This window comes from Paenibacillus sp. 1-8, from assembly GCF_056316205.1.
In genome coordinates this window covers 247,089-272,112 of the sequence record NZ_CM149995.1, presented here as the reverse complement: position 1 = coordinate 272,112, position 25,024 = coordinate 247,089, and the positions used below count along the sequence as shown (strand labels likewise).

The following is a 25,024-nucleotide window of genomic DNA, read 5'->3' as shown; positions in this document are numbered from 1 at the left end:
TGCTGTCGTTGCTCTTCGTGCAAACGCTTCGGTTTCCTCTCTCCTTTCGGTTCGGCCCTTCCGCTTTCCGGCGTCCCGTACTCACATACTATGGCCTCTGCTGACTCCTGCGGATTCAACAGAGCCTTTCGACTCTGGTTACGAAGTTACTTCGCGTATTCCGCAGGCCTCCCCAGATAAGATCGTCATCTTTCTGCCTGCAGCCACTGGAGTTTACAAAGGTAGCCCTTGGCGACTTTGGATTTCGTTGTGTGTTGGCAACTCATCCGGCTAACCCTCCCTCAGATCCAGTTCGTGTACCTTGGCTCGTGCATTTGCCCCCAGCTTCCTTCAGATTCCACCTCGCGATGGACACCCTTGCTCTTGGCTAACGGTAGGCGTTCGCCAGCCCCCGTTCGGGACTTTCACCCTAGAGATGACGCCCATGCTGGGCGTACTACAAGAAAAGCAGACGCTCCTGTGAGCAGTCTGCTTTTTCTGCTTACTGCGCGCTGTATAGCTTAACATCATAGGTAAAGCCTAATGCTTAACTTCACGAAAACTGTTTCTAATCTTGCGCAACTCTTGCTGTGATCGACCATATCGGGAAGCGTACGTCCAGGCAAGCACTTGGTGATAATGCGAAGGAGTTTCTATCGTAGTCACGTTATACATAACTGGAGTATCTTCCACTTCTCCTTTTAATGTAAATTCAATAGCAGGATAGCCGTTTACCACGATGTTGGAAGCCTTTCCCGATTCAGGGGTTGTAAGCCCTGATTCTATATGGCCCTGAATGATCTGTTTATACTCTTGAAGAGTCATACTGCTGTCGAAATCGCTTTTCGGTTCAGACAATACAATCAAGTATCTTTCTGTAAATTCATTTTTAATGGAGATATCCGCATCCTCATTAATCGTATAATCCCGTGACCAGCTCCACGGAGCCGTAACTTCAAACTGATTGTCCTTACTGACAAAAACGTCGGGCTTGGTTACTTGTGTGATGAGAGAAGAAATAAGGGATACAGCAAAGATGGCCGAAATGATCGTCATCAGGATGATTGCCCCTGCAAAAATCCCGGTTTTCTTTCTTCCCACAGCTCTCAGATCCCGTACCTTTACAACATATGTACCCGCAGCCATATCACCCAGCCGTTGTTTTTTGGGTGTCGCCAGCACACATATACCTGCAGGTAATCCCCAGAAAAGCAGCGGATTCGTATCCACCAGATGTATGGCGGTGCGGATCAACGATTTAACCATGCCCGGCGAGCTTCCTTCCCCATTCACAACTTGAATACGAAGAAGATATTTGCCCAGCGTGTAGCCTGTAAGTCCTTCCAGTAAGAGATAATAGCAGAAGGAGCCGATCAGGAAGATACCCACAACCATAACGATATTGGGACTTTCGGCAGCAGCTAACTTTTTCGCTGCAAAATAAACCAGTCCTCCATATCCAAAAACGATAAGGATGAAGTCAATCATCCAGGCAGCCCATCTTCTGAAAAAAATAGAAGCTCCGTATGTTGCTGATAACACAGCCATCCTGTCCGGCTCGGGTCGAATATAGCTCCCATTGACTACATGCTCATCCGGTACTACGGTGGATGGATGTTTCATTAAATCATGTTCTTCCAAATCATACACCTCTAATGTCAAATTAAATCCTCATTCAGTATAGCATTCCTTTTCATCCAGTGAAGCAAGCCTGACAGTGCACTGGAGCAAACGGAATCCCGCCGATGAACAAACCACACCTCCAATTTCTGATATTTTTCAGGCAGACGATGTGAAGCAATACTTCCCGTTTCCTCCGCCTTCGCAATCGAGGATTGTGGCAGCATGGACACTCCCAGACCAGAAGCTACACCACCCAGAATCACTTCCAATGTTCCAAATTCCATAATCTGATAGGCATTAATACCTGTTTCGCTCAAAAAACTTTCCGCTCTTGCCCGATGTGTGCAGCCCACGTCGAAAAACAGCATAGGCTTGGCAAGCAGCTCGCCCATGTTCTTGTTCCCAGGTTCCGAGATAAGCACCAATTCCTCCTCATAGGCCGCAACATGGTCTATATGCGGATCATCGACAGGCCCATAGACGAAGGCTCCATCTAATTCATAATTCAATACCTTTTGTACGAGATCATGCGTGCCGCCTGTCAAAAGGGATAGTTGGACATCCGGGTATTGTGAGTGGTATTCCCCCAATAATGAAGTCAAATGCGTGACCGCCGCTGTCTCAATCGAGCCCAATCGCAAAGGTCCCGTAGGATGGTCCGAATATTGAGTGGACTTTACAGCCTCGTCCAGCAAGGTCAGGATTGTATCCGCATATCCCAACAGATTCTCTCCTGCCGGCGTTAGCGTCATTCCGCGATTAGATCGACGAAAAAGCGGTACGTTCAATTGTGCCTCAAGCTGCTGAATCCGGGAGGTCACATTGGACTGTACATAGTTCAATACCTGCGCAGCCTTCGTGATACTGCCTTCGCGAGCAACAGCCTGAAATATTTTTAAATCACTGCTTTCCATATATACGTCACCTGCTTGGTATGATCATTTATGATACTCACGTTCGATTTTGTTCATTTTACCGGATGCTTATCGCTCTGTACAATTCAATATACATGCAAATGCATCTCAATTCGAACCACGGGAGGTTTTACAATGAAAGCCATGATACATGCCAGCAAAAAAAGCATTGAGGGCCTTATGTATAAAGAAGTTACGGACAGACAGCCGGGGCACGACGAAGTGAAGGTAAGGCTCCAAGCCGCAGGATTGAATCATCGAGATCTATTCCTCATGGCGGATCGAACCGCCAACGATGCTCCACTCATTCTCGGGTCGGATGGCGCAGGCGTGATCGAGGCTGTGGGCGATGGCGTCCCAATCTCGCTGGTAGGCACCGATGTAATCATTAATCCATGTATCGGATGGGAGCATACACACCACATTCCCTTGGTTCCAGCCATTCTGGGCGGACCTTCAGACGGGACATTCGCTGAATCGGTTATCATCCCCGTCCAAAATGCCGTCCGCAAGCCAGCTTACCTATCTTGGGACGAAGCAGGGGTGCTACCTTTGTCTGCCTTGACCGCTTACCGCGCTCTCTTTACCAGAGGCCAATTACAGCAGGGTGAGCATGTCCTCATTCCCGGTATTGGCGGCGGTGTAGCCACGTATGCCATGCTTATGGCTTTAGCGGCGGGCGCACGGGTCAGCGTCACATCACGTAGCGAAGCGAAAAGACAAGCTGCCCTCGCCCATGGCGCAAATCATGCATTTGACAGCCATGGCGATTGGAAAGAAAGTGTAAACGGAGACGCCGTGGATCTGATCCTTGACAGTATCGGCCCTGCTACGTTCGACAAATACATGGAAATCCTCAAACCGAACGGTCGAATCGTTACATTTGGCGCAAGCTCAGGAGATCGAATAGAGATTCCGCTGCGGTCTATATTTTTCCCTCAAATCAGCATCATCGGCACCTCCATGGGCAGCGGCGAGGAATTCGCAGATATGCTTCAATTCATGGAGCGCCATGCACTCCATCCAATTATAGATAGCGTATTCCCTTTACAAGACACGGCACAAGCCTTCCACCGTATGCAGCAGGGAGCACAGTTAGGTAATATAGGGATCAGGATGAAGTAAGAGCCTGAACGAAGTACAGGAAGAAAAAAAATCCACTACTATAAAATGCCTTCATCCAGAAGTCAATTTTATGGTAGTGGACCTATTCAGTCGATCAAACGATGCTGGACCCATTTGTTGCCACGGAAGCGCCAAAGGAAAACGATCCCCCGCACGCCCCATTCAATATCCATAGCCAGCCAGACACCAACAATCCCCAGATTGAACACAATGCCCAAAATATACCCAAGCACCACCCTGCACAACCACATGGACAGCATCGAGGTGAGGGACGTAAATTTCGAATCACCTGCTGCCCTAAGCGCAGAGGGTGTAATAAAGGCAATGGACCAGAGCGGAATCTGGGCCAACGTATTAATCAATATGACAATGAAAATGTCATCTACGATTTCAGCAGGCGGATGAAACAGACCCACCATTGGCTTGAACAAAGGCATCAGAATTAATCCCATTACAATAAAAGAAGAAGATGCTAGCCAAATAAACGATTTGGTAAACTTGCGGGCATCCTCGACATTTCGACGACCCATACATTGACCGACTACAGTCACAATCGTAAGAGCCAAGGCATTCGCAGGAATTTGGAACACGTTAGCCAGTGATGAGCAGATGGCATTCGTCGCCAACGCATTTGTTCCCAGGCTCACAATGAAAATTTGGGTTAAAATTTTACCCCCATTGAAAAACATCTGTTCCGCTGCAAAAGGAAGTCCGATGAACAGAATCTTTTTAAGCATGGCTAGATTAAAATAAAGCATATCTCTAAGCTGAACACGCAAGTCGTCATCTACCCTGACCAAATAGATCAACGCGCAGACTGCCCCTGCATATCTGGACACATTTACGGCAATCGTCATGCCCAGCACACCCATGTCCAATACATTAATGAATATTACATTTAAAAGCACGTACGAGAGGTTCATGATGAGAGAAAGAGCCAGCGATGCCCTCGTCTTCCCGATCCCCCTCAGCGCTCCACACACCGCCTCAACGATCGCAATCCCCACGAAAGACATACAGCTTCCCAGCAGATACACCTTACCGTTAGCTAATACATCAGCCGAGGCGGAGCCAAACAGAACACTTAAGATCGGATTGTACAACACGATCATAAACAGACTGATAGCCAAGGCCAGCAAGGAAACGGAGGAAATGGTGCCGGATGCGGCTTTAGAGACCATAAGGTCGTTACCGCTCCCCTTATACTGTGCCACGACAACCGTTCCCCCGGTAGACACAGCGACAAATACATTAATCAAGAAAATATTCAGGGAATCAATCATATTCACCGCGCTGACCGCCGCCATACCCGATGAACTGATCATTGCCGTATTCACCAAATTAAGACCCACAATAAAAGCCTGATCGATCAATAGAGGAATAAATAAAGCAATAATCTGTCGATAATCAATAGACTCTCCCGAAAAATGCCTATTCAGAAAGCCATGTGTTCTCATCCTTACACTCAGTTGACTCATATCATCACATTCTTTTTATCAAATTGAAAAAAACCCTTCAACAGAAGAGCTTCCATGGCGAAAAAATGTATAAAGTTGCAAGGCTAGATGTATCTAGTTCTTGATTCTGTACACTTTTCTCTACATAGAAGTATCCCTCCAAAAGAAAATCCTGTCAATGGTTTTACTCACATTTTAAATCCTGTTGAATGGATGCTTCATTCTTTTCGAATTTTTTATTCAAAAACATAGGAATGATGCCGCTCAGGAAGATGATAAACGGTAGCCAGATAAAGCTGAACTGAATGCCAGACAACGCAGTAGGGGAGCATGCAAAGCCTGATCCTAAAACACCAATAATCCAACCGATAATAATGAGGGTTAAGTCCGTACTTCCCATTAAAATCACGACCTGACCCAGTGCAGCCAAAATACATGAATCAAAAAGGTCAGGTCCGCAGGCGCAGAAGAACCATTTTTGCCGTTCTGTTTTTACATGCTCCTGATCTTTTCTGGATTTTTGAAAAGGATTAACCTCCAGTGGATTCACGTAGAAAAACCGTTTCCCGTCTGGATCAAGGACGCAGTCTCCTACTGCAAACCGACTGGTCCGTCCAACAAATCACAGTAGAAACAGGATTCTCCCAAGCAAGCTATTTCTCCAAATGCTTTAAACAAAAATTCGGTATGTCCCCGAAAAACTATAGGCAACAATATTGGAAGCCGGCTCATTGAATCGAAAAATGTACAGGCATTACATCTCCTTTACATTTTTAACATACTCCCGTTATATTGCCCCTTTATACTGAGTCAGCTATAGATTTTACATCGTGAAAAGGGGTATACATATGAAGACAACCAAACTAGCCCTGTTGACAGTCTTGGCCGGGGCTTTGATATCACCTGCTGAAATAACCAAGGCGGCAGACGTTCAGTCATCCGGGTATGCACCGCTGCGAACACAGGCGGAAAAAATGGGAGCGGTCATTACATGGGAGAGTGACGACAAGTCTGCTGCGGTCAAGCTGAAAAATGGCATTGTCGGCACCTTTACCGTCGGTGAGAAGACCTATCGTCTGGCAGGCCAAACCGGAGAAGCAGATCGGGAAATCAAGATGGTCGGCGGGAATTTATATCTTCCGGCAAAGCTGCTTGCCACGCTTGAGACAGAAAACAGCAAATATACTGATCCCAAAGATGCAGTTCCTACCTACAAGGTTACCCCTACTGCTGAGACAGAAGCAGTGGAGGATGGAGATGACGCGGCCGACGACCCTGCTATCTGGCTCAATCCGGCGGACCCGGAGAAAAGCAGACTTATAGCGACCAATAAAGGCGGCGGAATTCTGGTCTATGATCTGCAAGGCAAGCAATTACAGAACTATAAAGTCGGCAAAATGAACAACGTGGATATCCGTTACGGTTTTACACTGGGCGGCAAAAAGATTGATATTGCAGGAGCAACCAATCGCACCAACAACACCGTTGATATCTTTGCCATTGACGGAGTATCAGGAACGTTAACAAACGTGGTTGACCAGCCTATTAAATCATCTATGAAAGAAGTATATGGGTTCAGCCTGTACCATAGCCTCAAGACAGACAAGTTTTATGCGCTCGTTTTGGGCAAGGAGGGTGAATTTGAACAATATGAGCTGACTGACAACGGAAATGGCAAAATAGCTGGTAAGCTTGTCCGCCAGTTCAAGCTTGCTACGCAATCTGAAGGAATGGTGGCTGATGATGAATATGGCACGGTTTACATCGCCGAAGAGGATCACGCCATTTGGAAATATGATGCCGAGCCAGACGGTTCTTCCGAGCCGCTACGACGTGTGGATGTTGCAGACGGACGCAGACTTCAAGATGATATAGAGGGGCTTACATTGTATTACGGCAAAGACGGCAAGGGGTATCTCATCGCCTCCAGTCAGGGAAACAGCAGTTACGCACTCTATGAACGACAAGGCGACAACGCTTATATTAGCAACTTTACGATCAACGCCAGCCCTACAGTCGACGGGACCTCTGTTACAGACGGCATTGATGTTCTTGGCTATGGATTAGGCAAGAACTTCCCTCATGGTATCTTCGTTGCACAAGATGACGAAAATCTTCAAAACGGCAAAAAGCTGAATCAGAATTTTAAAATGGTGCCTTGGGAGCAGATCGCCAAGGGTGCGCGCACACCGCTAACGATAGACGACGGCATCAACCCGCGTGAATTGGTGAACAGAAGCACGAAGTAATGCCTGTCGGGGAAATCAACTCAACATTCTGACTCTATTTATAGAAAAAAGGGAGTGCCCCATAAGCCATAAAACGGCTGCTTGGGACACCCCTTTTTTTGTTTTTAAGCAGGAAAAGGTTCCACCATCATTACCCTACTAAGCTGTATATACGATGTACCATTAGGACCTCCTGCAAGCGTCAAAGCCGCTCTGCCGCTAGCATTGGAGATTGTTGGTGTTATCGCGCCGGAAGCAACCCCGTCTAGTGACAAAAAAACCGCTCAATGAGCGGCTTCTCAGATGGATCAATCCTTGTTAGGGTGAATTTTCACTCAATTGATGAACTGCTTTCTTTAATTCCAAAGCCAATCCACCGACCATCTACATCCTCAATAACAAATTCTTTATTGTTATAATCTGTATTCGACAAAGAGCGTACAATTTTTACCCTGGCTACCTCAAAGATTTAGTCAATATAATTTCCGTATCATCACGATACAAACAAATATGTGGCTCTTCTGCTTCCAAATATGACACAGCCCTAAACCCTAAATATCGGCTGTAAAACTCAGATGTCTTCTCCATATCATTCGTTGGGAATATGCTATGGGACTGCATGAGTCTTTTACCCACAATAAATTCGCTCCTTGGACTAATCACTTATTCAGTATTAAACAAATTTATGTTCAGCTAGTCAATAAACCGACCTCAGGGGTTACACGTTCAAAGTTTCTGACCACAATTCGGACAGAAGTTAGCTCCTTCGTTTTTCACGCCGCAGTTAGGACAGAAATTGGGCTTTTTATGGTCTCCAGTAGGAGAAGGAGCAGCAGATTCAGATTCCGGTTGAGTCTCGGCAGGAGGCTTTTGGTTGGGGTTCAAATTTTTCATCATTTCATTTGCTATATTCATCCCCATCATCATACTCGCCATGTCCGAAGCAGCACCGCCGCCTTTTACGTTGCCAGATGCAATACCGTCCGTCATCGTGACCTGTTGATACTTTTGCAAATTACCGATCATTTCATGAGAAGCCGTCTTCGTAATCATATCCTGAATTTCTTGAGGATAATTGAAGCTCATCACGTGAAAGCCTGTAATCGTCATCCCGTTGTCCATCACTTGCATATCCAGATCTTCTTGAATGCCTTTGGAAATATCGGAAGCATTCGCTTGCAGATTAAACATGTCCTTCCCTTCTCTGCTGATCCACTTCATTAACAACTGATCCAGCACAGAAGTAATCCGGATTTTAACATCCTCCACCAGATAGCTGTCTTTCATCCCGGCAACCTTATCTATGAGCGTAACATAATCGTCCACCTTAAAATTAAACGTGCCATTCGCACGAATAGGCATACCGCCCGGAAGCTGGGGAGTCGGGATCAAAACCGGATTTTGTGTCCCCCATTTGACGGTAAACTCCTTCGTATTGACGAATAAAACTTCCACCCTCATACCACTGTTAAAGCCGAATTTAAACCCTTTTAGCGTGGACAGAAACGGGATAATCTCAGAATCTATATTGTAAGATCCTTCATTCTCGAAAATCCCTTCAATCTTGCCGTTATTAACGAAAACCGCGTCTTGACCGGAGCGGATCATTAATTTGCTTCCTTTTTTAATCTCCCGGTTGCTCCATTTCCAAAAAATCATATCATCTCTAAATTCTTCCCACTCTACCACATTCGCAAATTGGTTTCTGAAGAATCCCATTCTGCATCCATCCCTTCCGTTAAAATGATCCTCTGCTGCCACTATGCGAATGACCGCCGCTGGTGGTTCCGCCCCCGCTTGAGCCGCTACTGCTGCTGCTCTTTTCAATCTTCCGTTTCGTTGTCGTGGTGTGAAGGTACTGGTCCCGATGCTCCAGAATCCCTGAATTGCCCGCATCCTCGTAGGTTTGCCGATTTACCGTAACTCGGCCACCGGAATTGGAAACCATCTTGCCCACGATAATCGCCGCCAATCCCAGTGCAACCGCCAAATGAAGCCAGCCTTTAAAAAATATACTGTCTGGATTCACCCCTGGACGGATTGCCAAATATCTGTGCGCGCTCAGAATATACTTTTGAAATGCCAGCCCATAGTTGCCGTTCGTCAAATCCGGGCTAATCTCGTCACGTATTTTATCTAGTCTGTCATCATCCAGATACCGTTCTGCCTTATAAAATCCGGCCAAGTACACCTCTCTATTTCTCATATCCATCGTTAAAATGACCGCGTTCCCATGAGATCTGTCATACCCAGGCCCATGATCATCATAAAAGTCCTGCGTCATTTTCATAACATCCATATTGTCGGGATTGAGGGTAGTATAAATAATAATGTCCGTTTCTCTTTCCGCTCCATATTGATTAGCCATAGCGTTCAACACATTATACTCTTCTTGATTGAGCAGACCCGCTTCATCATAAATCAAGGGCTTCATTTCTGACGTTGCTGGTTCGCCCTTCATTTCCATAGGAACCGCCACAAAAACAGCAAAGAACAACAAAACGGCTATAATGGCTCTATATTTTCTCAATAGAATCCCCCTCCCATCATCAACCAAGTGATTAACCTCAATGAAAAGAGAGTAATGCCGAAAATGCCTGCAAACCAGGCAGTCACTTTGACCTTGCTAATCGGAGGCTTGCCGACTACCTTGCCCGTCTGACCGTTCATGGCAAACGTATGCTCCAATCTATTGTAGTCATAGTGTATTACCCATACTGGGAGCAGGACATAGTCGGCATTTTTTCGTGTTGTGTCTATTTGCTTATCCGTATAGTCCACAGCAGTATATTCTGACACCGAAGACTGAATGTAAGCATCAATATATTCCTTCACTTTTTCTTTTACTCGCGGGAAGAGTTCCTCGTCATTATAACTGTATTTCTCCGCAATGTAGCCGGCGAGATACGGGGTTTTAAAGCTTTTTAGCTGTTCGTAGGGGAAAGGCTCCAATTTATCCATCAGCTCGTCATTCATTTTCTCCGCGGCATCAATCGGAACCTTTACATAATTCAGACGGATTTTCCGATATACATCAAAATGCTGCGTTTCCGTATACTCATAGTCGCCGCTCGTATAGGTTCTTACCTTGGTACCCTGACCATGAACTTCAATTTTATTATGTAGATCATATAACCAGAAGGGCACATACATCCCGGTGATTCCCTTGATTCGGTCTGCTGTCATGAACCGATTTGGCGTCAGACGGCCATTCTTGCACCATTTTCGGAATGCTTGTATTGCTTCTTCCTTACTGATCGAAAAAGGAATGACCTGCGCCGGAGCCAACTCCCCGGTCAGTCGTTCGCCGAGCACAACCGCTGATCCGCAAAAGCTGCAAACCGTCGCGCTTGTCTCCACTTCGGTCATAATAACTGCTCCGCAGCTGGTACAATGGTACTCCTGAGCCTCGTCTTCTAGAAAAACATGATTCGTCAGAGGATCTGGAAAATACTCGATATTGTCCTTTCTTCCGCAACTATGACAGGATAACATTCCTGTTTCACTGTCAAAGACCATGCCACTGCCGCAGTTTGGGCATTTATATTCGATAACCGGCATCTGCTCACCTCTATCATAAAGAACTGTTATTTCTGATCGTTCAGTTTTTCTTTGATCGCAGCCAATTCATCTTCTGCATTCGTGCTTTTCTCATATTGTACGAATAAATCATCCAGATCGTCCTGCGTCCCTGCTCTAAGCTCGGCTATAGCCATTGCTTCATCATATGCCCTGTTAACCTTCTCTTCCATAGCTTCGAATACGGAATCCTGGCCGCTCATGGCGTTCAATGATTGCTGTACTTTGGCAACCGCCATTTTCCCTTTTAGTTTGATGCGCCGTGCTTCCAATTGGTCCATATCGGACACCAGTTTATCCTGCATTTGTTTCATATTTTCGGCGTTTGATGAAGCCAAGTCATAAGCGGTTTCGAATTGTTCCAGTTTCTCCACCTGCGTTGCCTTTCTCTTCAGAAACTTTCGAGCGTTCTCGTCATTGCCAGCTTCCACTGCCTTCATAGCATAATTCTGAAGCTTTTTGATCTCGGCTCTGCATTCATCCAAAGCTCTTTTCGCTCTTCGCTCATCCGCCAACACTGAAGCTGTCTCCGCCTTCACCCTGCCCAGGTCGATGTTCAGGTTCCGCATATAATCATCAATCGTCTTCTCCGGATCCTCCACCTTATCCAATAAGGCGTTAACATTCATTTTCATAATATCCCTAAATCTCGACAGAATCCCCATCATGGTCTCCCTTCGAAAAGATTACATTCCACCATATAATACATCAAATCTGGAAAAAAGGGTTCATTTCCTTGACATTTGAGTGTTTGGCCTACAATCCATCTACAATCTAACTCATGAAACATAAAAAGCCCGCTCGCTGAGTGGGCTCATCAAATGGAGAAGAGTCTATCCTTCCGCTTTATAATTCTTCATAGTTTTGGGGTCCTGCCCCTATATCAGATGCCTTCGGGATTGGGATCGCGCCCAGTTGGATATGCCAACGTAAAATCGTTTGTGTAATGGTTTTTCTATGGGCGGCAGCAATTTTCCCAATCTCTTCATTCTCTAGCATGCTATGACCACGGCCCAGAGGACTCCGCGATTCAGTCCGAGCGAATTCCTTCGAACGCATTCATGACTAATTGTTGCACATAGGAATCGTCTAATGGATAACCGGTTACCAGCAATCGATAAAAAATCGGTCCGTAAATGAGATCTATACTTAATTCAATATCGAGATTTTTCTTCAATTCCCCGCGCTCCATCCCCCGCTCCAAAAGGAGCCTGGCCTCGAGCCGCCGAGGATGAAAATATCGGGTCCGGTATGCCTCCGATAATCCTGAATCAAGCTGCCCTTCACCTATTAACTCCGTAATGATTTTACCTTCTCGACTTATTAAGAACCGTACTAAATTCGTGGCATGAATGAGAATATCATCTAATACACAACCCGTGTTCGGCACAGGCAATCTCGCTATGGTAGCTGACAGAAAGCCGTCCATCACCACGGCAGCCTTGTTAGGCCACCATTTATAAATGGTCGCTTTGCTAACTTTAGCTCGTTCAGCAATTTTTTCTACCGTAACCGCTCCAAAGCCATGCTCCAACAGTAAATCATATGAAGCGTTAAGGATAGACTTTTGCGTCTCGACATTACGCGGGCGTCCTCGTTTACTCTGCACTGGAATGCCACCTTCCTGATAGGTATAAATAACTATAAAATAAACTGTACGTTCAGTATATCAAATGACAAGTAAAAATAAAACGAATTTACCTATTTACAAAACCAAACGTTCAGTATATTATTTAATTATCGAATTAATGAACTATACGTTCAGTATTTATTTTCCGGTAGCATTGAATGAAGAAGTGTTGTTGCACAATCACCAAACAATCATAAGGAGGATTATCATGCAAAGAGAACAACAAGCAATAGGAAGTAACCGTATTTCAAATGGGATGATGTTTCTGTTGGCAGCCGCATGCGGCCTGATCGTTGCCAATCTTTATTATGCTCAAACCCTGGTAGGACCGATCCATGTTGCTATGGGCCTTTCTTCCACAGCAGCGGGATTCATTGTTACTTTAACTCAAATCGGTTATGTCGTGGGATTGCTGTTTATCGTACCGCTCAGTGACATTATTGAAAATCGACGCCTCATGGTCGTATCGCTAATCATTACAGTCGGTGCATTGCTCGCAGCAGCATTCGCCCCCAATGCGTCGTTGTTCCTGACCGCATCTCTGTTCATTGGAATCGGATCTGTGGTAGCCCAAATCCTGGTGCCGTATGCCACCTATTTAGCGTCTGAAGAGCAGCGAGGCCGGGTTGTTGGGAATGTAATGAGCGGACTGTTGCTAGGAATTATGTTCGCACGACCGGTGGCAAGCTTTATAACCAGCATCTGGGGGTGGCAGGCCGTATTTATTTTGTCAGCAATTGTTGTGACGCTGTTGACGGTTCTGCTCTCGCGTGCTCTTCCTGAACGTAAGCCTGCGCCTACGGTATCTTACGGCAAATTAATTTTCTCTCTAGGCACTCTTTTAAAACAAACGCCCGTATTGCGCCGCCGTGCCCTATATCAAGCCTGTCTATTTGGAGCCTTTAGCCTATTTTGGACTGTTGTTCCTCTACGATTGGCGGACGATTTCGGAATGTCCCAGCAAGGTATTGCATTGTTTGCTTTAGTTGGCGTGGGCGGCGCAGTAGCAGCTCCAATTGCCGGGAGATTGGCTGATAAAGGCTGGAGTAAATTCTTAACCGGGCTTGCCATGATCATTGCCGCCTTGTCTTTTTTGCTAATCTATCTTTTTCAAAACCATTCAACCGTAGCTCTCGTACTGCTCTTTGTTTCAGCGATTACACTGGATATGGCCGTATCGGGAAATCTTGTACTTGGGCAGCGTGTGATTTATTCCTTGGGAAGTGAGGCGAGGGGGCGTCTGAACGGACTCTTCATGTCTATTTTTTTCGTAGGCGGTGCCATTGGATCATCATTAGGCGGTTGGTCTTATGCGCAAGGAGGTTGGAATTTCAGTGCTCTCATTGGAGTCGCGCTGCCGTTGCTAGCTTTGCTTTACTTTTTCACTGAAAAAGAAACGAATGGAGACGTACAAAAGAAACCTTCGGCAGAATAACCATACAACAAAAAATTACCCCTATTCGTCTAAGTAGTTAGAGATACACACGACGAATAGGGGATTATGGTGATCGAAGACGTGTGAAATAAACTTAGCCAGGAGCAGAACGTACCGTTTTTCTAAACCTGGCGGTTCCCATCCACGTGACCTTTGCCATTTAGGTAGAGAAGTTGTATATGAAGTCCACTTCAAAACAAATGATTTGAACTTTGGCCTCCTTCATACTAGGTACAATGATCGCTTTACTGGCTTCTGTGTATAAGCAACTTCATCTTTCTATGGGATAAAACAGCAGCCGTTTCGTTCACTTTTGTATCTGTTAATGTTCTCACTTCAATAGGATGCAGGTTTGTTTCAAATGAGCCCGTTGCGGTTCAAACCACTCTGGTGCATTAGTTTCTGACCCAAAGATTCAGCAGGTTCATAGTGTTTTATTTAAGTATTGCATCGATGGAATATGAACCCGCCCCTGTCAATGCGATACCGACTACGACTGCAATCAGAACTAGCGGATATTCATAGCCATTAGCTGTTGCCCAAATCCCGTTTTGGCCATGTACTTTGAAAATCGCTCCGAGCATAGTCACCGTAATGAACAATGCTGCCAATGGAGTGAGTAGTCCCAAAGCAAATAGTGCTCCTCCCAGCAATTCCATCAAGCCAGCGGACACGGCCATGAATACTCCCGGTTTAATTCCGACCGATTCCATCCAAGCGCCGGTACCTTTTGGACCATAACCGCCAAACCAGCCAAAAAGTTTCTGAGCTCCGTGCCCAACCAACAACAATCCAACCACCAAACGTAACAGTAACAATCCACTTGCCAACATAAAAATCACTCTCCATATCATATTATTTTAAGATTATTAAATTAAAGATATTTGGCAAAATTAAGTTCATTGCTGTACTATTTGTGCCTGTTCTTTTTTTAATTTTTCAGGAGTAATATCGTCTCCATGCGGATCATAAATAGTAGCATTCAGGAGAATGCTTTTTATAGAACCCCGAAATATTTGAAGGTATTCTTTGCGAAGATCATTTTGTTCATTTTTTTCAATTTCACTTAACCCAACTTCTTTTTCTTTTTTTGCAAGCTGATTAATTCTTTTTAAAATTGTAAGCATGTGTATACCCTCCATATTTATAATTTTCTTGATCGGTTATATCTTAAATTTATTTATCTTGATATAAAGATATAATACTTTTCTATCCGTGTCAATACTTATTCGAAAGAAAAGAAGATCAACCCTTGGGTTGCTTTCAGAGATAAAAGAAAAAGCAGCCATCACAGAGGATGCTCTGCGACAACTGCTTTCTGGCTTTCAGGACCACATCACCAGCCGGAACCTTCCTGAGATCAAGAAGTTCATCGGCAGCTATGTAGAAAAGGTGATCGTCTACAAAGAACACGTAGAAGTCATCTTTAAGCTACAAGTTGTGGATTTGATCGATGGAGGCGAACCGTGGCACGGTAAATCCACAATTCGACGTGTTGTGATGTTGAGGATGTTTGGGGCAGTGGCATAAGATAATAGCCACATACAAGTGTGGTAAAAAAACTGCATCATGAATATCAGTTGGCTAAATTTTGTTATTTTCAATTGCTTGTCTAGTAATTAAGGAAAGTACATCAACAAATCTATCAATCTCTTCAAGAATTTCTTCGAAACTGTAGCTTCTTCCCCTAATTATATAAGACTCCTGGGTATGCCCAACTGCATTTCTAAGCCAAGAATAAATTGTTTCGTTGAAGTTTGCTCTTTCTCTTGTAGTAATACGATCTAAAGTAGAATCATACCAAGTTGTTATCCTAATAAAATCGTCTACTTCTTTTTGATTATCAGCTTCTAAAGCAAGTTGCATTAAACTGTATAGAAGCATAAATCGGGCTATAGGATCTGATATTTGGAGAACGTTTCGGTATAAGCGCTTATATACGTGACTACTTCGGTTTTGAACAGCCTCGCATATTTTGTTGAGTAATGATTCTTCATCAGACTTTGATAACGTTACCGATGCAATAATTATTCCCTGATGTGTAGCAGGTTGTCTGTTTCCATCTAAATATAATCCTAAAAAATGTGGGTGATGTAGCTTTATTCCGTATGAAAATGATAGCTCATCCTCAATAATAGCAAGTAGCATATTGCATTTTTGCTTAAGTTGGGCCTGACTTTGATTAATTGCATTATCCCTCAATTCAAATCTAAGGTTAAAATGAAACTGTCCCGGCATGCTACTTATATTTATCTTTTCAATCCATTCATCATTAGGATCAAACTCAATACTTGAAGCCATAAGAAGGTTAGTAGGGATTAGGGAATATTCAAGATAGTTAGTATTCATATTTCCTCCTCATGTCAAAATAACTTTGCTGACGTAATTAGTAATCGTGATGAGAAACGCATTGCCCCCTGTCCAACACCTTTTATTGTAGTTGTGCATGGACATGATTCATAAATGCGAACCGTGGCTTGGCAAATCCATAATTCGCCGCGGCGTGATGATTCGGAAGTTCGGTGAGGAATCGTAGCTATTCTTTGGTCAATACAGTCAATCGCTTAGAATTATTTTACACTCCAGTAAATCGGATTAGGTAGACCCGTATATGAAGTCTTTTTTCATACTTTAATACAAGCTCCTCAGTTTCTACATCAAAAGCTGTCAATAGCACCTTTCATATTATCATTAGAATCAGGCAATTTCTATAAGTCAGATTATAATAAAAGTTATTTTGTTAAAATGCTATATACTTTTTGTAATGCTTCTTCAATTATATGAAATAATCTGAAATAAGCTTCTTTGAACAGGTCTATCTTAGAGTCCAGTGCCGTTATGTCATTATCTTGAATTTCATTTAATTCTATTGCTTCAAGTTCATGAAATAGGCCGAGCACCTTGTTATAATCGCGAGCTAAATTATCGACACTCATACCCAAGGAAGAAATCGTCTTATACCCTTCTTCCTCCATAAGTTTTAATACATCACGGAAATATTGATCTGTTCTTTTGAATAACTTTTTCGTATATTTAAGTCGGCTCATTATTATCTCTTTATCATGTCTTTCAAGAAAATCATCAAGTCTTCTCTCTGTTATGTGATGCCAATCAGTTGTTCGCGATGTTTCCTCTTGGTAACGTGCTAACTCTATGTCAATTTCTTTCATCTCACCTTTAATTGAATGAATACCTGCTAAAACGGCACGAGCCAATCCTTCTTTGTTACCTAAAACATATCTATTTAACAAAACATTTTTACCTGTTTTCAACAAAGTTGAAAGTATACCGATTATTATGTAAAGCACAAATATTTTACTGTCGATCACTTTACTCGCCATAATTGAAGAAAGCATTCGCTTAAAGGCATCCTTACTCCCATCAAGAAGTTCATCTGCTAGTATATTACCGATATTAGCAATGCCAACATCGGTGGTGTCGAATGGAGATTCAGAAGACTCGATCAGATATCCACATCTCCACTTTTCATATAAAATTTTCTGATTACTTTCATCAAGGCACGTAAATGTGCCATCTAAAATTACCCTTCCCAATCCATAGCGATAGGTACCATTAAGGTTAATTTCACCATCGTAATTTCTGTAGATTCTATTAGCTAATCCCTTTGTAAGAACACATAAGTCTCCTTGACCCAACATTTGATGCACGTCTTCAGGTATATAAATAACATCCGTAAGAGTAGAATGATTTAGATAGCCCTCAAAAGTAACCTGATTGGAACATATTATTTCTGGGTTAAAACCAAAAATACTGTTGCCCATAAAACTAATTTCTTTTACTTCTTCTAAAAATGGTCTTTCATCGTTCTCTGTCACATAAGAACAACCTTTTAGATGAATAGTTACATCAAAATCCTTATCACATATTTTCTCATTTCCATTCACTCCGAATGGCAAGCCTTTTTGAAATTCTCCAGAATACTCACATTCCATTCGTTCATGGCTATAGTGTCCACCGCCTAAGTTATATTGGAGCTTACCATTACCATGAGGAATACCATATAAGAATGAACCATGATATTTCGCATACTTACTAGATAAATCTTCGTATCCAAGATAGGGACCCTCATAATCACCATAAATTATAGATCCGTTTTTAAATTTCCCCTTAAATAAAATATTTCCAGTCTCGTAATAATTTCTTCTGATATAATCTTCACGATAAAATAACTTAAGTTCCCCATTATTTCCGTGGAATAGCAGATCCTTATTAAATGAACCTTTATAAGAAATTTCTAAATTGACTGTACGCTTCCCTGGATTACTAAGCGCATACATGATGCCATTAATAAAGAATTCATATAGCGAGCTATTTACGAAGGCAGTATTCACTTTTAATAGTCCGCTAGATGAAGTGTATGTTCCATTAACTATAACTCCATTTCGCCACTCACCATCATAACGCTCAATTGTGTTGTATTGAATTTCCTCAGGATATCCCTTATCGTGCGATAAAGAAATAGCCAGCAGAGAACCTTTGAAGTTGGGATAACGTTGTTGATTGACTTGACCTATATACAGCAAGTAAACCCCGTCCCAAACAAGATCGAAGGTTTTGTGATAATAGTCAATGTATCGCTCACGTATATCCTCATCAAACAAAATAATGGAAGTATATCCAAGGCTGTTTTTTCCAATATAAAATCTGTTTGGGTACACATCATCACTCGGAATAATTTCACCTTCAAACCGAGCCTTCTTGTATGCTAATATTTCAGAATCATTCATTTTAATCCCCCTCGTATACACCCATCAATCCTATACTGAAATATTTGTGAATGTAAGTGTCTCAAATAGATAAAGCAAATGCACTAACTTTTTACCTGATATTAACCAATTTTGTTTTTAATTGAGGTGTGAATCTGTCCCCCACTATTCCATCGACCAATAATCTATGATGCTATGGAATTCGACAATTTTATTGAAAATCCACCCAAGAAATTAATAAAGCTATCCGTCTAAAGGAACGAGTAGAGCCCCTGTCCAACATTAACCATTGTGGTTTTAATTGGACAAGGGTTCTAACATCTGAACCGTGGCACGGTAAATCCACAATTCGACGTGTCGTGATGTTGAGATTGTTTGGGGAGGTAGCTTAACTTCATTACCTATTTCGCTACATTATTATTATACATTCGGGATATAAACCTTTTTTAAAGGTAATAAAGACTGCCTCTCTAGTGACATTTTTTCATACCACTCCCCAACCAACTCAACTAATTCAGATAGGTCTACAAGTTTTACACCATGCTGCTTGGCAACATTCTTGGCTTGCGAGGTAAAACCACCGGTAGATACAAACAAACTGCTGGCCCCCATAGGGTTAGAACCTAGTAGTTGTTGAATTTCCGGACTACCAGCAGATGCCTTACGATGCTTCACCTGAACTTTTATTATCGGTTTTTCAAATCCAAATGCATCCCGGTGCGCAATAATATCAACACCACCGTCGCGTCCCTTGGGACTAATTCGGACTTGATAACCCATACCTTCAAGTAAACCTCCAAACAAATCTTGCATTTGCCATTCATCAAGTCTATCTATTGCATCTTCTAGCAATGTTATTGCTTGCTGGATAAAATCCGAATTATCAATGTACTCATCATTTACTACATTAGGTAACCCCGTTGGAAAAGATGAGACTGCTGAATCTCCCGACAGTAAACGCTCAAACTCATCTCCCCAGGTATCAACACGAAACACAGTGGATATTCCCCCAAGAGAGTTTTTAGCTCCTTGAGATAATTGATCACGCGAAATACGTTTGGATTCCCACTTAACTCCAATCACATTTGGATAGTAATCATTGACCATCACTGGATCATACAGGTAAGGCTTGTTTACTTTCCCTATTATGTATTCCCGCTTTTCTTTTGAATAGGTAATTATGTTATCGTTAACGGATATTTCTCTACTAAACTTCCATACTTGGTGTCCCCACCCAATACGTGCTTTAGGCTTCTCCTTGGAATATACATCATGCGCCTTTTCAATCAGCTTATCTCTATTTAAGAATTGCATTGGGTTACCAAGAGAACTCCAGCCAATTGTTGCAACCTGCTTTTCAAGCCACTCAGGTACCAACTCATTGTTATCTCCTGCCCTTACCATCCACCATTTCTCCATTAAGTCCCCTCCTAAAGTATTTACAATTTGATAGTGATTCTACGATAATTGAATTTTGCCAGGTTTATTGATTTAGTAATCTTATTAACTCTTGTGCTCTATTCCTTATTTCTTCTGTAATTTCTGAATGGTTAGACTCAATTACGGCCTGTAGCATGTCTTTTTCCCACTTGTTCTTAAAAATTTCGACCGCATAACCAACTCTAGTCTTCTGGGCACCCAAAGATCTAGCTCTTGGGTTATTGTCTAATAACTTCTGGGCAAGTTTTCTTGTATCTTTAGTATTAGATGATATATGCTGCTTATAAAAGTCTTGATAGTCGTCAAAAAATAGCACAAAATTAGATAGACCCACAGAAGTCTTAGCACGATCAAATTGTATTGAAGACACAGACTAACCCCCTCATTGATCAGATATTTTAATTATACCAACTAAAAATAGTATTGATTCTTTCTACCGTTAACTTATTTGAAACCAAATACTAACTATCTACACTTTTTGCTGGCCATAAAAAAAGTCATGTGATATACTTACAACACACAAAAAAATGTCGAAGCAGGATTTTTACTTTCTTGCGTAGAATAAATAGATAAGAACAAATGTTCTTGTTTTAGGAGGTGCTCCCAATGCTAAAAGTAGCGTCATTTTTTAGTGGTATTGGTGGTTTCGATCTAGGTTTTGAACGCGCAGGTATGGAAGTTGTTTTTCAGTGTGAATGGAATGCTTTTTGTCAAAAAGTACTCCGCAAACGCTGGCCAAATGTTAAATTAGTGGGTGATATTAATGACGTTTCAATCGACGAAGTTCCACAAGCAGAAGTCTGGTGCGGAGGATTCCCTTGCCAAGACGTCTCTCTCGCCAATCAAGGAAAACGCAAAGGTCTTGAAGGAGACCGAAGCGGACATTTCTACAAATATGCAGAGCTTATTGAACAAGGAAGACCTAAATGGGTTATTATCGAGAATGTTCCAGGACTCCTTAATAGCAATCACGGGAACGATTTCAGAGTCGTCATCAACACACTGGATGAACTCGGGTATAGCGTCGCATGGCGAGTACTGGATGCAAAATACTTTGGAACACCCCAACGACGTAGAAGAGTCTACATTATCGCAAGTTATCGAAGCCAGCGCGCCGCTGAAGTACTTTTTGAACAGGGACCAATTGCAATCGCTCCTCGACAGGGCCTGGGAGCGTCGAAAGCCTCTCCCCTTAGCATTAGCGAGAGCAATAAGTCTGCAAATCTCTATTCTATCCAGCATGCCGGAATTGGACGAAAGGCTTCAGCAGGACCCCAAGCTAAAGGATACCGAAATGATGGTGAAACCTATACACTTGACTCCCGAGGAAGCTCAGATGCTGTCTGTCAGACGGATGCTCCCTTCGGAATACGAGAAGTTACAGGGGTTTCCAGTAGGCTGGACGGAAATCGATTCAGAAGCTTAGGTAATGCTGTTGCTGTTCCAGTAATTGAATGGATCGGACACAGGATATTAGAAGTTGAAAAGAGATATAACTAAAAGAAGGGCGGCTAAATCCGCCCTTCAACTACTCCATCACGCGGTATCTGGACTAACCCTCCATCCAAGGTCATAAATGTCCCTGAGAAAGCGTCTAGACTGGGTTCTCCCTGATTAATGAGAGCCTGTACAAAGGTTTGGTAATTAGTAAACAATAATCTCTCACGGTCTACCTTATAAGGCACTGGTCCTGATTGTTGCTCTCCATCATTGACTTCAGAAAAGCCAACTAATGCTAAAGTCCAGTTATACGAGCGCAAATCAGGCAGTTTTGCATCTACTAACTTATTTTTCAAATAGTCAAATAGCGGTGCGCCTACGCAAAATACAATACCGTAACCCTTCCACGTCTTCATAGAAATATTTCCTTTAACGATAAACTGTTCTTGTTGCCTTCGCCAAGCATTAGTTTCAATAGTTCCAGCGGGAACAGGCTGCCTCAACAATTCATTTGTTCTTAATGGCGCCTTCTCCCATAACGCAATATGAGCGGTAATTTTCCCCGTTTGTGATGTTTCACCACCACCCTGCATTTCTAGAACAAATCTGTCCGGACCTGGATATGGGCTTCTTCCTGAGGATAACGTCATTATATAGTCAGCGTTATAATCTGTACCGTCATTCACTGCCATTCTAACCTCACGCCGAACGCATACTTCATGCGTTTTCACTGAAGTATGAAAGACTGTACGTGCTATATCAAGTAGTACCCCTGACTGATAGTTGGTCAGTGGCCCCTTCATTGTGGCACAAAGCCTATGTTGGCAAGTAATCCATACCGTACCATCTGTTTTCCGTACGGAACAGACAGGCTTTAACTTCTTTTTAACTTTGCTACAATATCCAGCCATGAATGGACACTGAACCTCCGAACCCTCTTCAACAGGTTGGATCTCAACTTCATCAACATCTGTTCGCTGTCCTAAATATTCTGCAACTACAACTGGCATCGTATTGACCCCTCACATTCATACTGGAATTCATTATTTCTATGAGGCATTAATTTATCATTACTACATATACTCTCTCTGGTTTCTATTCAGAAAACCTTACACCAAAATATAGCTAATTCTATATCATATTTTTTATTCTACAGTATGGGTAAGATTTTTCCTAACCAAATTTTAGGGAATTTATTAGCCCTTTAAATAGTGAGCCACGTTTTCTTATATGTTGCCAGTTCAATTTTTGTGTAAAGACCTCAAAAAAGCAACAGACGCAAAATGCTCAGAAATTAACTATCATATTCCACTTTACAAAGAGCCACATCGTACCCGACTTCTTTTATGGAACGTGCATGATCAACAAGATTTATTAAGCTGAAAAAAAACAAACAGTCACTAATCGCGCCTTCTTTTAGAGTCGGAATAACATATACAAATTGGGGAATACCTTGTAAAGGATATCCAGTCCCCTGCCATTGTTGGGAACAAACTGATTTAATTTTTTCACTTACTCTAGAATCTCCTCGTAACAATCTAGCTGACACGCTTCCTTGTGCGAAAAGATGACTAAGTGTTGCTGAGCTGCTCATTTTTTTCACGCATAAAAACCGATTATCTAGTGTTAAAAGATCACAAATTTCATATTTCTCAGTAGCACTAAAATACATGAGTTCTTTATCAAACAAAGCCCAATCATTTAATTCGCCGACTCTTTTATTAAACTCTCCTTCACTTTCCCCCTTGCGTATAGGAGGTATGTTGAGTTGTGTTGTTACGTCAGGAATCGAATCCACCAAGTCTTTAATTTTAGCAACATAGTTGTTATCTGCCTTGAACCAGTTCCCCAGCGAAAGAACAAATGTTTCGACTTCGTTACGAATTTCAGCTACTATAAACTCGTAGAGCTTAAACTTAGCAGTTACCGGCTTATCCTCACTATCCATTCCCACGATAAAGACTTTCTGAAAAAACTCCTCATTATTGACCTTTTCTAAAAAGTCATAAATAGCTTCTAGAGTAACCTCTTCTAAATAATCGTTTTGATAACCACAAAAGATCTTATAACGATCTACATTGCTTTCTGGAATTTCAGGCAGAGCCACAGTTACTTTGTCCGTTTTTCTTTCTTCTATAATTTGGTTTAATTTCATATCTAGCTCTATTACCTTAGGGTCAGATCGTTTAAGTGGTCGAAGATAGTCGACAAATTCAAATTGCTTTTTATATTCGTCTAATTGAAATTTTTGCAATAAGTCCTCACATAGACTACCTAAATCCCCCAAATTTACATCAGTTGTTATGGACAATGGATCAGAACCCGACAACTTAGTTGCAAAATCTTTAGATACAGGTTTGCCACTTACAAATCTTACCCAATCTATATTTTGATTTAATCCCAATTCAGATACTGTGCTTCCTACGGTTACATGTGTTCTCCTCTGTTTGGTAACTAAATCAATATTTCTAGTATCCAAAGTTTCGATACGCTGTGGGTCTATGACATTCAGGGTTACCTTTAATCCAAAACTAGGTTCTATTTTTGATCGATCAAGAACACTATAGCCATAACCAAATGGAACTCCAAAAATTCGATTTCTAACTCGCAATAACAATATAAAAGAGTTAGAAGCATTCATTAAGCCCAAAGAGTTCACATCAAAATGCCCATCTATAAACGAAACCCATTTAGGCACTCTAGATTTGTTTTTTTGCACATATGCAACACATTCAAAATCCAAATCAACAGGGCTTTCTACTTCTGAAAATGCATCATCACCAGATAAATACTTAAGTTGCAAAGCCTGTCTAAATAGTTTTACATCCTCATTCATTAAATAGATGGATAGTTTCACCTATGTATCACACCCTCATTAAGGAATTAATACCCAAATTCTATCAGGATAATTTAGACTTTCCGGTATTTTTGTTACTTCATATCCATACTCTAAAAGCGAAGCATACCAATTATTTATAGAGCTAATTGATAAATTATACCTACTTTAGTATTACTCATTGACATGAAGGGAGGTACAAAAGTAATAATACCATTTACCCAATGAAAAATTTGTCGTTTTATGTCGGTATATTTGTTTTTTTCAAAGGAAGATAATAAATTCAAAATTGAATGAATATAAAATAGGCTCAACTTAAAATCACATAGACAAAATCCAAACTGGATCAGCTAAAAAAAAGCGGCGGTCAAGACAGAATGACTTCTGCTTCAACCGCCGCTTTTATTTGAATCAGCGTATCAATCAGTTAAATTTGTTTCGCTTACAATGAAAACAGACAAACTACTCTCTGTTCTCCACACATATTAAAATTACTAACCCTCTATCAAAAAGTTACTTTTCCTTCCTAACTCCCTTAAAAGGAGTGTTATCAGACGTTTTAGCTTCTAGGAATCTTCCGTTACTTGCATCCCTTTTAACCCACGTGTCAT

At 42.2% G+C, this 25,024-nt stretch carries 22 protein-coding genes and 3 pseudogenes; 6 read left to right on the top strand and 19 right to left on the bottom strand.

From position 1 onward, the window contains the following. Nucleotides 1-519 precede the first annotated feature (519 nt). Entirely contained in the window at nucleotides 520-1,602 is a 1,083-nt protein-coding gene (locus AC0WRU_RS01240; protein ID WP_476128529.1) for an RDD family protein, read from the bottom strand. Between the two features lie 35 nt (nucleotides 1,603-1,637). Further along, a complete protein-coding gene (locus AC0WRU_RS01235; RefSeq protein ID WP_476126902.1) occupies nucleotides 1,638-2,516 on the bottom strand; it encodes a LysR family transcriptional regulator in 879 nt (292 codons plus the stop codon). Between the two features lie 135 nt (nucleotides 2,517-2,651). Here AC0WRU_RS01235 and AC0WRU_RS01230 point away from each other — a divergent pair, with 135 nt between their 5' ends. After that, entirely contained in the window at nucleotides 2,652-3,641 is a 990-nt protein-coding gene (locus tag AC0WRU_RS01230) for a zinc-binding dehydrogenase (protein ID WP_476126901.1), read from the top strand. An 86-nt stretch (nucleotides 3,642-3,727) separates the two neighbouring features. On the opposite strand, the gene AC0WRU_RS01225 is transcribed toward AC0WRU_RS01230, so the two are convergent. Further along, entirely contained in the window at nucleotides 3,728-5,119 is a 1,392-nt protein-coding gene (locus tag AC0WRU_RS01225) for an MATE family efflux transporter (protein ID WP_476126900.1), read from the bottom strand. A gap of 163 nt (nucleotides 5,120-5,282) precedes the next feature. Further along, nucleotides 5,283-5,531 (bottom strand): annotated as a pseudogene (locus tag AC0WRU_RS01220) (MFS transporter); the annotation flags it as partial. 134 nt (nucleotides 5,532-5,665) lie between these two features. Between AC0WRU_RS01220 and AC0WRU_RS01215 the strand changes: the two are divergent. Together AC0WRU_RS01215 and AC0WRU_RS01210 are read left to right on the top strand one after the other, a co-directional pair. Further along, a pseudogene (locus AC0WRU_RS01215) lies at nucleotides 5,666-5,833 on the top strand (helix-turn-helix domain-containing protein); the annotation flags it as partial. Between the two features lie 113 nt (nucleotides 5,834-5,946). Beyond that, entirely contained in the window at nucleotides 5,947-7,347 is a 1,401-nt protein-coding gene (locus AC0WRU_RS01210) for a phytase (protein ID WP_476126899.1), read from the top strand. Nucleotides 7,348-7,782: 435 nt separating this feature from the next. On the opposite strand, the gene AC0WRU_RS01205 is transcribed toward AC0WRU_RS01210, so the two are convergent. The 7 genes and pseudogenes from AC0WRU_RS01205 to AC0WRU_RS01175 form a co-directional block, all read right to left on the bottom strand. After that, the gene (locus AC0WRU_RS01205; protein WP_476128528.1) at nucleotides 7,783-7,914 is read right to left on the bottom strand and encodes a hypothetical protein; all 132 of its coding nucleotides are present in this window, start codon (nucleotides 7,912-7,914) and stop codon (nucleotides 7,783-7,785) included. 138 nt (nucleotides 7,915-8,052) lie between these two features. Then, nucleotides 8,053-9,045 carry an SPFH domain-containing protein gene (locus AC0WRU_RS01200; protein WP_476128527.1) on the bottom strand — a complete coding sequence of 331 codons (993 nt, stop codon included), beginning with the start codon at nucleotides 9,043-9,045 and terminating at the stop codon, nucleotides 8,053-8,055. A 19-nt stretch (nucleotides 9,046-9,064) separates the two neighbouring features. After that, nucleotides 9,065-9,856 (bottom strand): TPM domain-containing protein, encoded by a 792-nt coding sequence (locus AC0WRU_RS01195; protein WP_476126898.1) that lies wholly within the window; start codon nucleotides 9,854-9,856, stop codon nucleotides 9,065-9,067. Next, nucleotides 9,853-10,887: a TFIIB-type zinc ribbon-containing protein gene (locus AC0WRU_RS01190; protein ID WP_476126896.1), complete on the bottom strand. Its 1,035-nt coding sequence runs from the start codon at nucleotides 10,885-10,887 to the stop codon at nucleotides 9,853-9,855. Before AC0WRU_RS01190 ends, AC0WRU_RS01195 begins: the two co-directional genes overlap by 4 nt. Before the next feature lie 26 nt (nucleotides 10,888-10,913). Then, the gene (locus tag AC0WRU_RS01185; RefSeq protein WP_476128526.1) at nucleotides 10,914-11,570 is read right to left on the bottom strand and encodes a PspA/IM30 family protein; all 657 of its coding nucleotides are present in this window, start codon (nucleotides 11,568-11,570) and stop codon (nucleotides 10,914-10,916) included. A 220-nt stretch (nucleotides 11,571-11,790) separates the two neighbouring features. Continuing rightward, nucleotides 11,791-11,940: pseudogene (locus AC0WRU_RS01180) on the bottom strand (aldo/keto reductase); the annotation flags it as partial. Next, nucleotides 11,936-12,514: a TetR/AcrR family transcriptional regulator gene (locus AC0WRU_RS01175; RefSeq protein ID WP_476126895.1), complete on the bottom strand. Its 579-nt coding sequence runs from the start codon at nucleotides 12,512-12,514 to the stop codon at nucleotides 11,936-11,938. The gene AC0WRU_RS01175 and the pseudogene AC0WRU_RS01180, both read right to left, overlap by 5 nt. A 229-nt stretch (nucleotides 12,515-12,743) precedes the next feature. On the opposite strand from AC0WRU_RS01175, the gene AC0WRU_RS01170 reads away from it, so the two are divergent. Then, complete coding sequence (locus AC0WRU_RS01170; RefSeq protein WP_476126894.1) at nucleotides 12,744-13,970, top strand: MFS transporter; 1,227 nt, start codon at nucleotides 12,744-12,746, stop codon at nucleotides 13,968-13,970. 434 nt (nucleotides 13,971-14,404) lie between these two features. Here AC0WRU_RS01170 and AC0WRU_RS01165 read toward each other — a convergent pair whose 3' ends face one another. Beyond that, a complete protein-coding gene (locus AC0WRU_RS01165) occupies nucleotides 14,405-14,803 on the bottom strand; it encodes a DoxX family protein (protein ID WP_025686067.1) in 399 nt (132 codons plus the stop codon). Between the two features lie 66 nt (nucleotides 14,804-14,869). Then, entirely contained in the window at nucleotides 14,870-15,097 is a 228-nt protein-coding gene (locus tag AC0WRU_RS01160; RefSeq protein WP_476126893.1) for a DUF896 domain-containing protein, read from the bottom strand. A 130-nt stretch (nucleotides 15,098-15,227) separates the two neighbouring features. Between AC0WRU_RS01160 and AC0WRU_RS01155 the strand changes: the two genes are divergently transcribed. After that, nucleotides 15,228-15,500 (top strand): hypothetical protein, encoded by a 273-nt coding sequence (locus AC0WRU_RS01155; RefSeq protein WP_476126892.1) that lies wholly within the window; start codon nucleotides 15,228-15,230, stop codon nucleotides 15,498-15,500. 54 nt (nucleotides 15,501-15,554) lie between these two features. Here the strand turns inward: AC0WRU_RS01155 and AC0WRU_RS01150 are convergent, their stop codons facing one another. The 4 genes from AC0WRU_RS01150 to AC0WRU_RS01135 form a co-directional block, all read right to left on the bottom strand. Continuing rightward, nucleotides 15,555-16,319, bottom strand: coding sequence for a hypothetical protein (locus tag AC0WRU_RS01150; protein ID WP_476126891.1), 765 nt, complete (start codon nucleotides 16,317-16,319; stop codon nucleotides 15,555-15,557). Between the two features lie 383 nt (nucleotides 16,320-16,702). After that, entirely contained in the window at nucleotides 16,703-18,718 is a 2,016-nt protein-coding gene (locus AC0WRU_RS01145; protein ID WP_476126890.1) for a hypothetical protein, read from the bottom strand. Between the two features lie 399 nt (nucleotides 18,719-19,117). After that, nucleotides 19,118-20,116 (bottom strand): restriction endonuclease, encoded by a 999-nt coding sequence (locus tag AC0WRU_RS01140; RefSeq protein ID WP_476126889.1) that lies wholly within the window; start codon nucleotides 20,114-20,116, stop codon nucleotides 19,118-19,120. Nucleotides 20,117-20,180: 64 nt separating this feature from the next. Next, nucleotides 20,181-20,507: a hypothetical protein gene (locus tag AC0WRU_RS01135; RefSeq protein ID WP_476126888.1), complete on the bottom strand. Its 327-nt coding sequence runs from the start codon at nucleotides 20,505-20,507 to the stop codon at nucleotides 20,181-20,183. Nucleotides 20,508-20,743: 236 nt separating this feature from the next. On the opposite strand from AC0WRU_RS01135, the gene AC0WRU_RS01130 reads away from it, so the two are divergent. Beyond that, on the top strand, nucleotides 20,744-21,637 hold the full coding sequence (locus AC0WRU_RS01130) for a DNA cytosine methyltransferase (RefSeq protein ID WP_404520870.1): 894 nt from the start codon (nucleotides 20,744-20,746) through the stop codon (nucleotides 21,635-21,637). Nucleotides 21,638-21,648: 11 nt separating this feature from the next. On the opposite strand, the gene AC0WRU_RS01125 is transcribed toward AC0WRU_RS01130, so the two are convergent. Together AC0WRU_RS01125 and AC0WRU_RS01120 are read right to left on the bottom strand one after the other, a co-directional pair. Continuing rightward, complete coding sequence (locus AC0WRU_RS01125; protein WP_476126887.1) at nucleotides 21,649-22,587, bottom strand: hypothetical protein; 939 nt, start codon at nucleotides 22,585-22,587, stop codon at nucleotides 21,649-21,651. Nucleotides 22,588-22,871: 284 nt separating this feature from the next. Next, complete coding sequence (locus AC0WRU_RS01120; protein WP_476126886.1) at nucleotides 22,872-24,434, bottom strand: DUF6119 family protein; 1,563 nt, start codon at nucleotides 24,432-24,434, stop codon at nucleotides 22,872-22,874. Between the last annotated feature and the right edge of the window lie 590 nt (nucleotides 24,435-25,024).

What these genes read in the sequence shown, in the direction of transcription:
- AC0WRU_RS01240 (WP_476128529.1), bottom strand. Translation starts at nt 1,602, where the DNA reads ATGAAACATCCATCCACCGTAGTACCGGATGAGCATGTAGTCAATGGG.
- AC0WRU_RS01235 (WP_476126902.1), bottom strand. Translation starts at nt 2,516, where the DNA reads ATGGAAAGCAGTGATTTAAAAATATTTCAGGCTGTTGCTCGCGAAGGC.
- AC0WRU_RS01230 (WP_476126901.1), top strand. Translation starts at nt 2,652, where the DNA reads ATGAAAGCCATGATACATGCCAGCAAAAAAAGCATTGAGGGCCTTATG.
- AC0WRU_RS01225 (WP_476126900.1), bottom strand. Translation starts at nt 5,119, where the DNA reads ATGAGTCAACTGAGTGTAAGGATGAGAACACATGGCTTTCTGAATAGG.
- AC0WRU_RS01210 (WP_476126899.1), top strand. Translation starts at nt 5,947, where the DNA reads ATGAAGACAACCAAACTAGCCCTGTTGACAGTCTTGGCCGGGGCTTTG.
- AC0WRU_RS01205 (WP_476128528.1), bottom strand. Translation starts at nt 7,914, where the DNA reads ATGGAGAAGACATCTGAGTTTTACAGCCGATATTTAGGGTTTAGGGCT.
- AC0WRU_RS01200 (WP_476128527.1), bottom strand. Translation starts at nt 9,045, where the DNA reads ATGGGATTCTTCAGAAACCAATTTGCGAATGTGGTAGAGTGGGAAGAA.
- AC0WRU_RS01190 (WP_476126896.1), bottom strand. Translation starts at nt 10,887, where the DNA reads ATGCCGGTTATCGAATATAAATGCCCAAACTGCGGCAGTGGCATGGTC.
- AC0WRU_RS01185 (WP_476128526.1), bottom strand. Translation starts at nt 11,570, where the DNA reads ATGGGGATTCTGTCGAGATTTAGGGATATTATGAAAATGAATGTTAAC.
- AC0WRU_RS01170 (WP_476126894.1), top strand. Translation starts at nt 12,744, where the DNA reads ATGCAAAGAGAACAACAAGCAATAGGAAGTAACCGTATTTCAAATGGG.
- AC0WRU_RS01165 (WP_025686067.1), bottom strand. Translation starts at nt 14,803, where the DNA reads ATGTTGGCAAGTGGATTGTTACTGTTACGTTTGGTGGTTGGATTGTTG.
- AC0WRU_RS01160 (WP_476126893.1), bottom strand. Translation starts at nt 15,097, where the DNA reads ATGCTTACAATTTTAAAAAGAATTAATCAGCTTGCAAAAAAAGAAAAA.
- AC0WRU_RS01150 (WP_476126891.1), bottom strand. Translation starts at nt 16,319, where the DNA reads ATGAATACTAACTATCTTGAATATTCCCTAATCCCTACTAACCTTCTT.
- AC0WRU_RS01145 (WP_476126890.1), bottom strand. Translation starts at nt 18,718, where the DNA reads ATGAATGATTCTGAAATATTAGCATACAAGAAGGCTCGGTTTGAAGGT.
- AC0WRU_RS01140 (WP_476126889.1), bottom strand. Translation starts at nt 20,116, where the DNA reads ATGGAGAAATGGTGGATGGTAAGGGCAGGAGATAACAATGAGTTGGTA.
- AC0WRU_RS01130 (WP_404520870.1), top strand. Translation starts at nt 20,744, where the DNA reads ATGCTAAAAGTAGCGTCATTTTTTAGTGGTATTGGTGGTTTCGATCTA.
- AC0WRU_RS01125 (WP_476126887.1), bottom strand. Translation starts at nt 22,587, where the DNA reads ATGCCAGTTGTAGTTGCAGAATATTTAGGACAGCGAACAGATGTTGAT.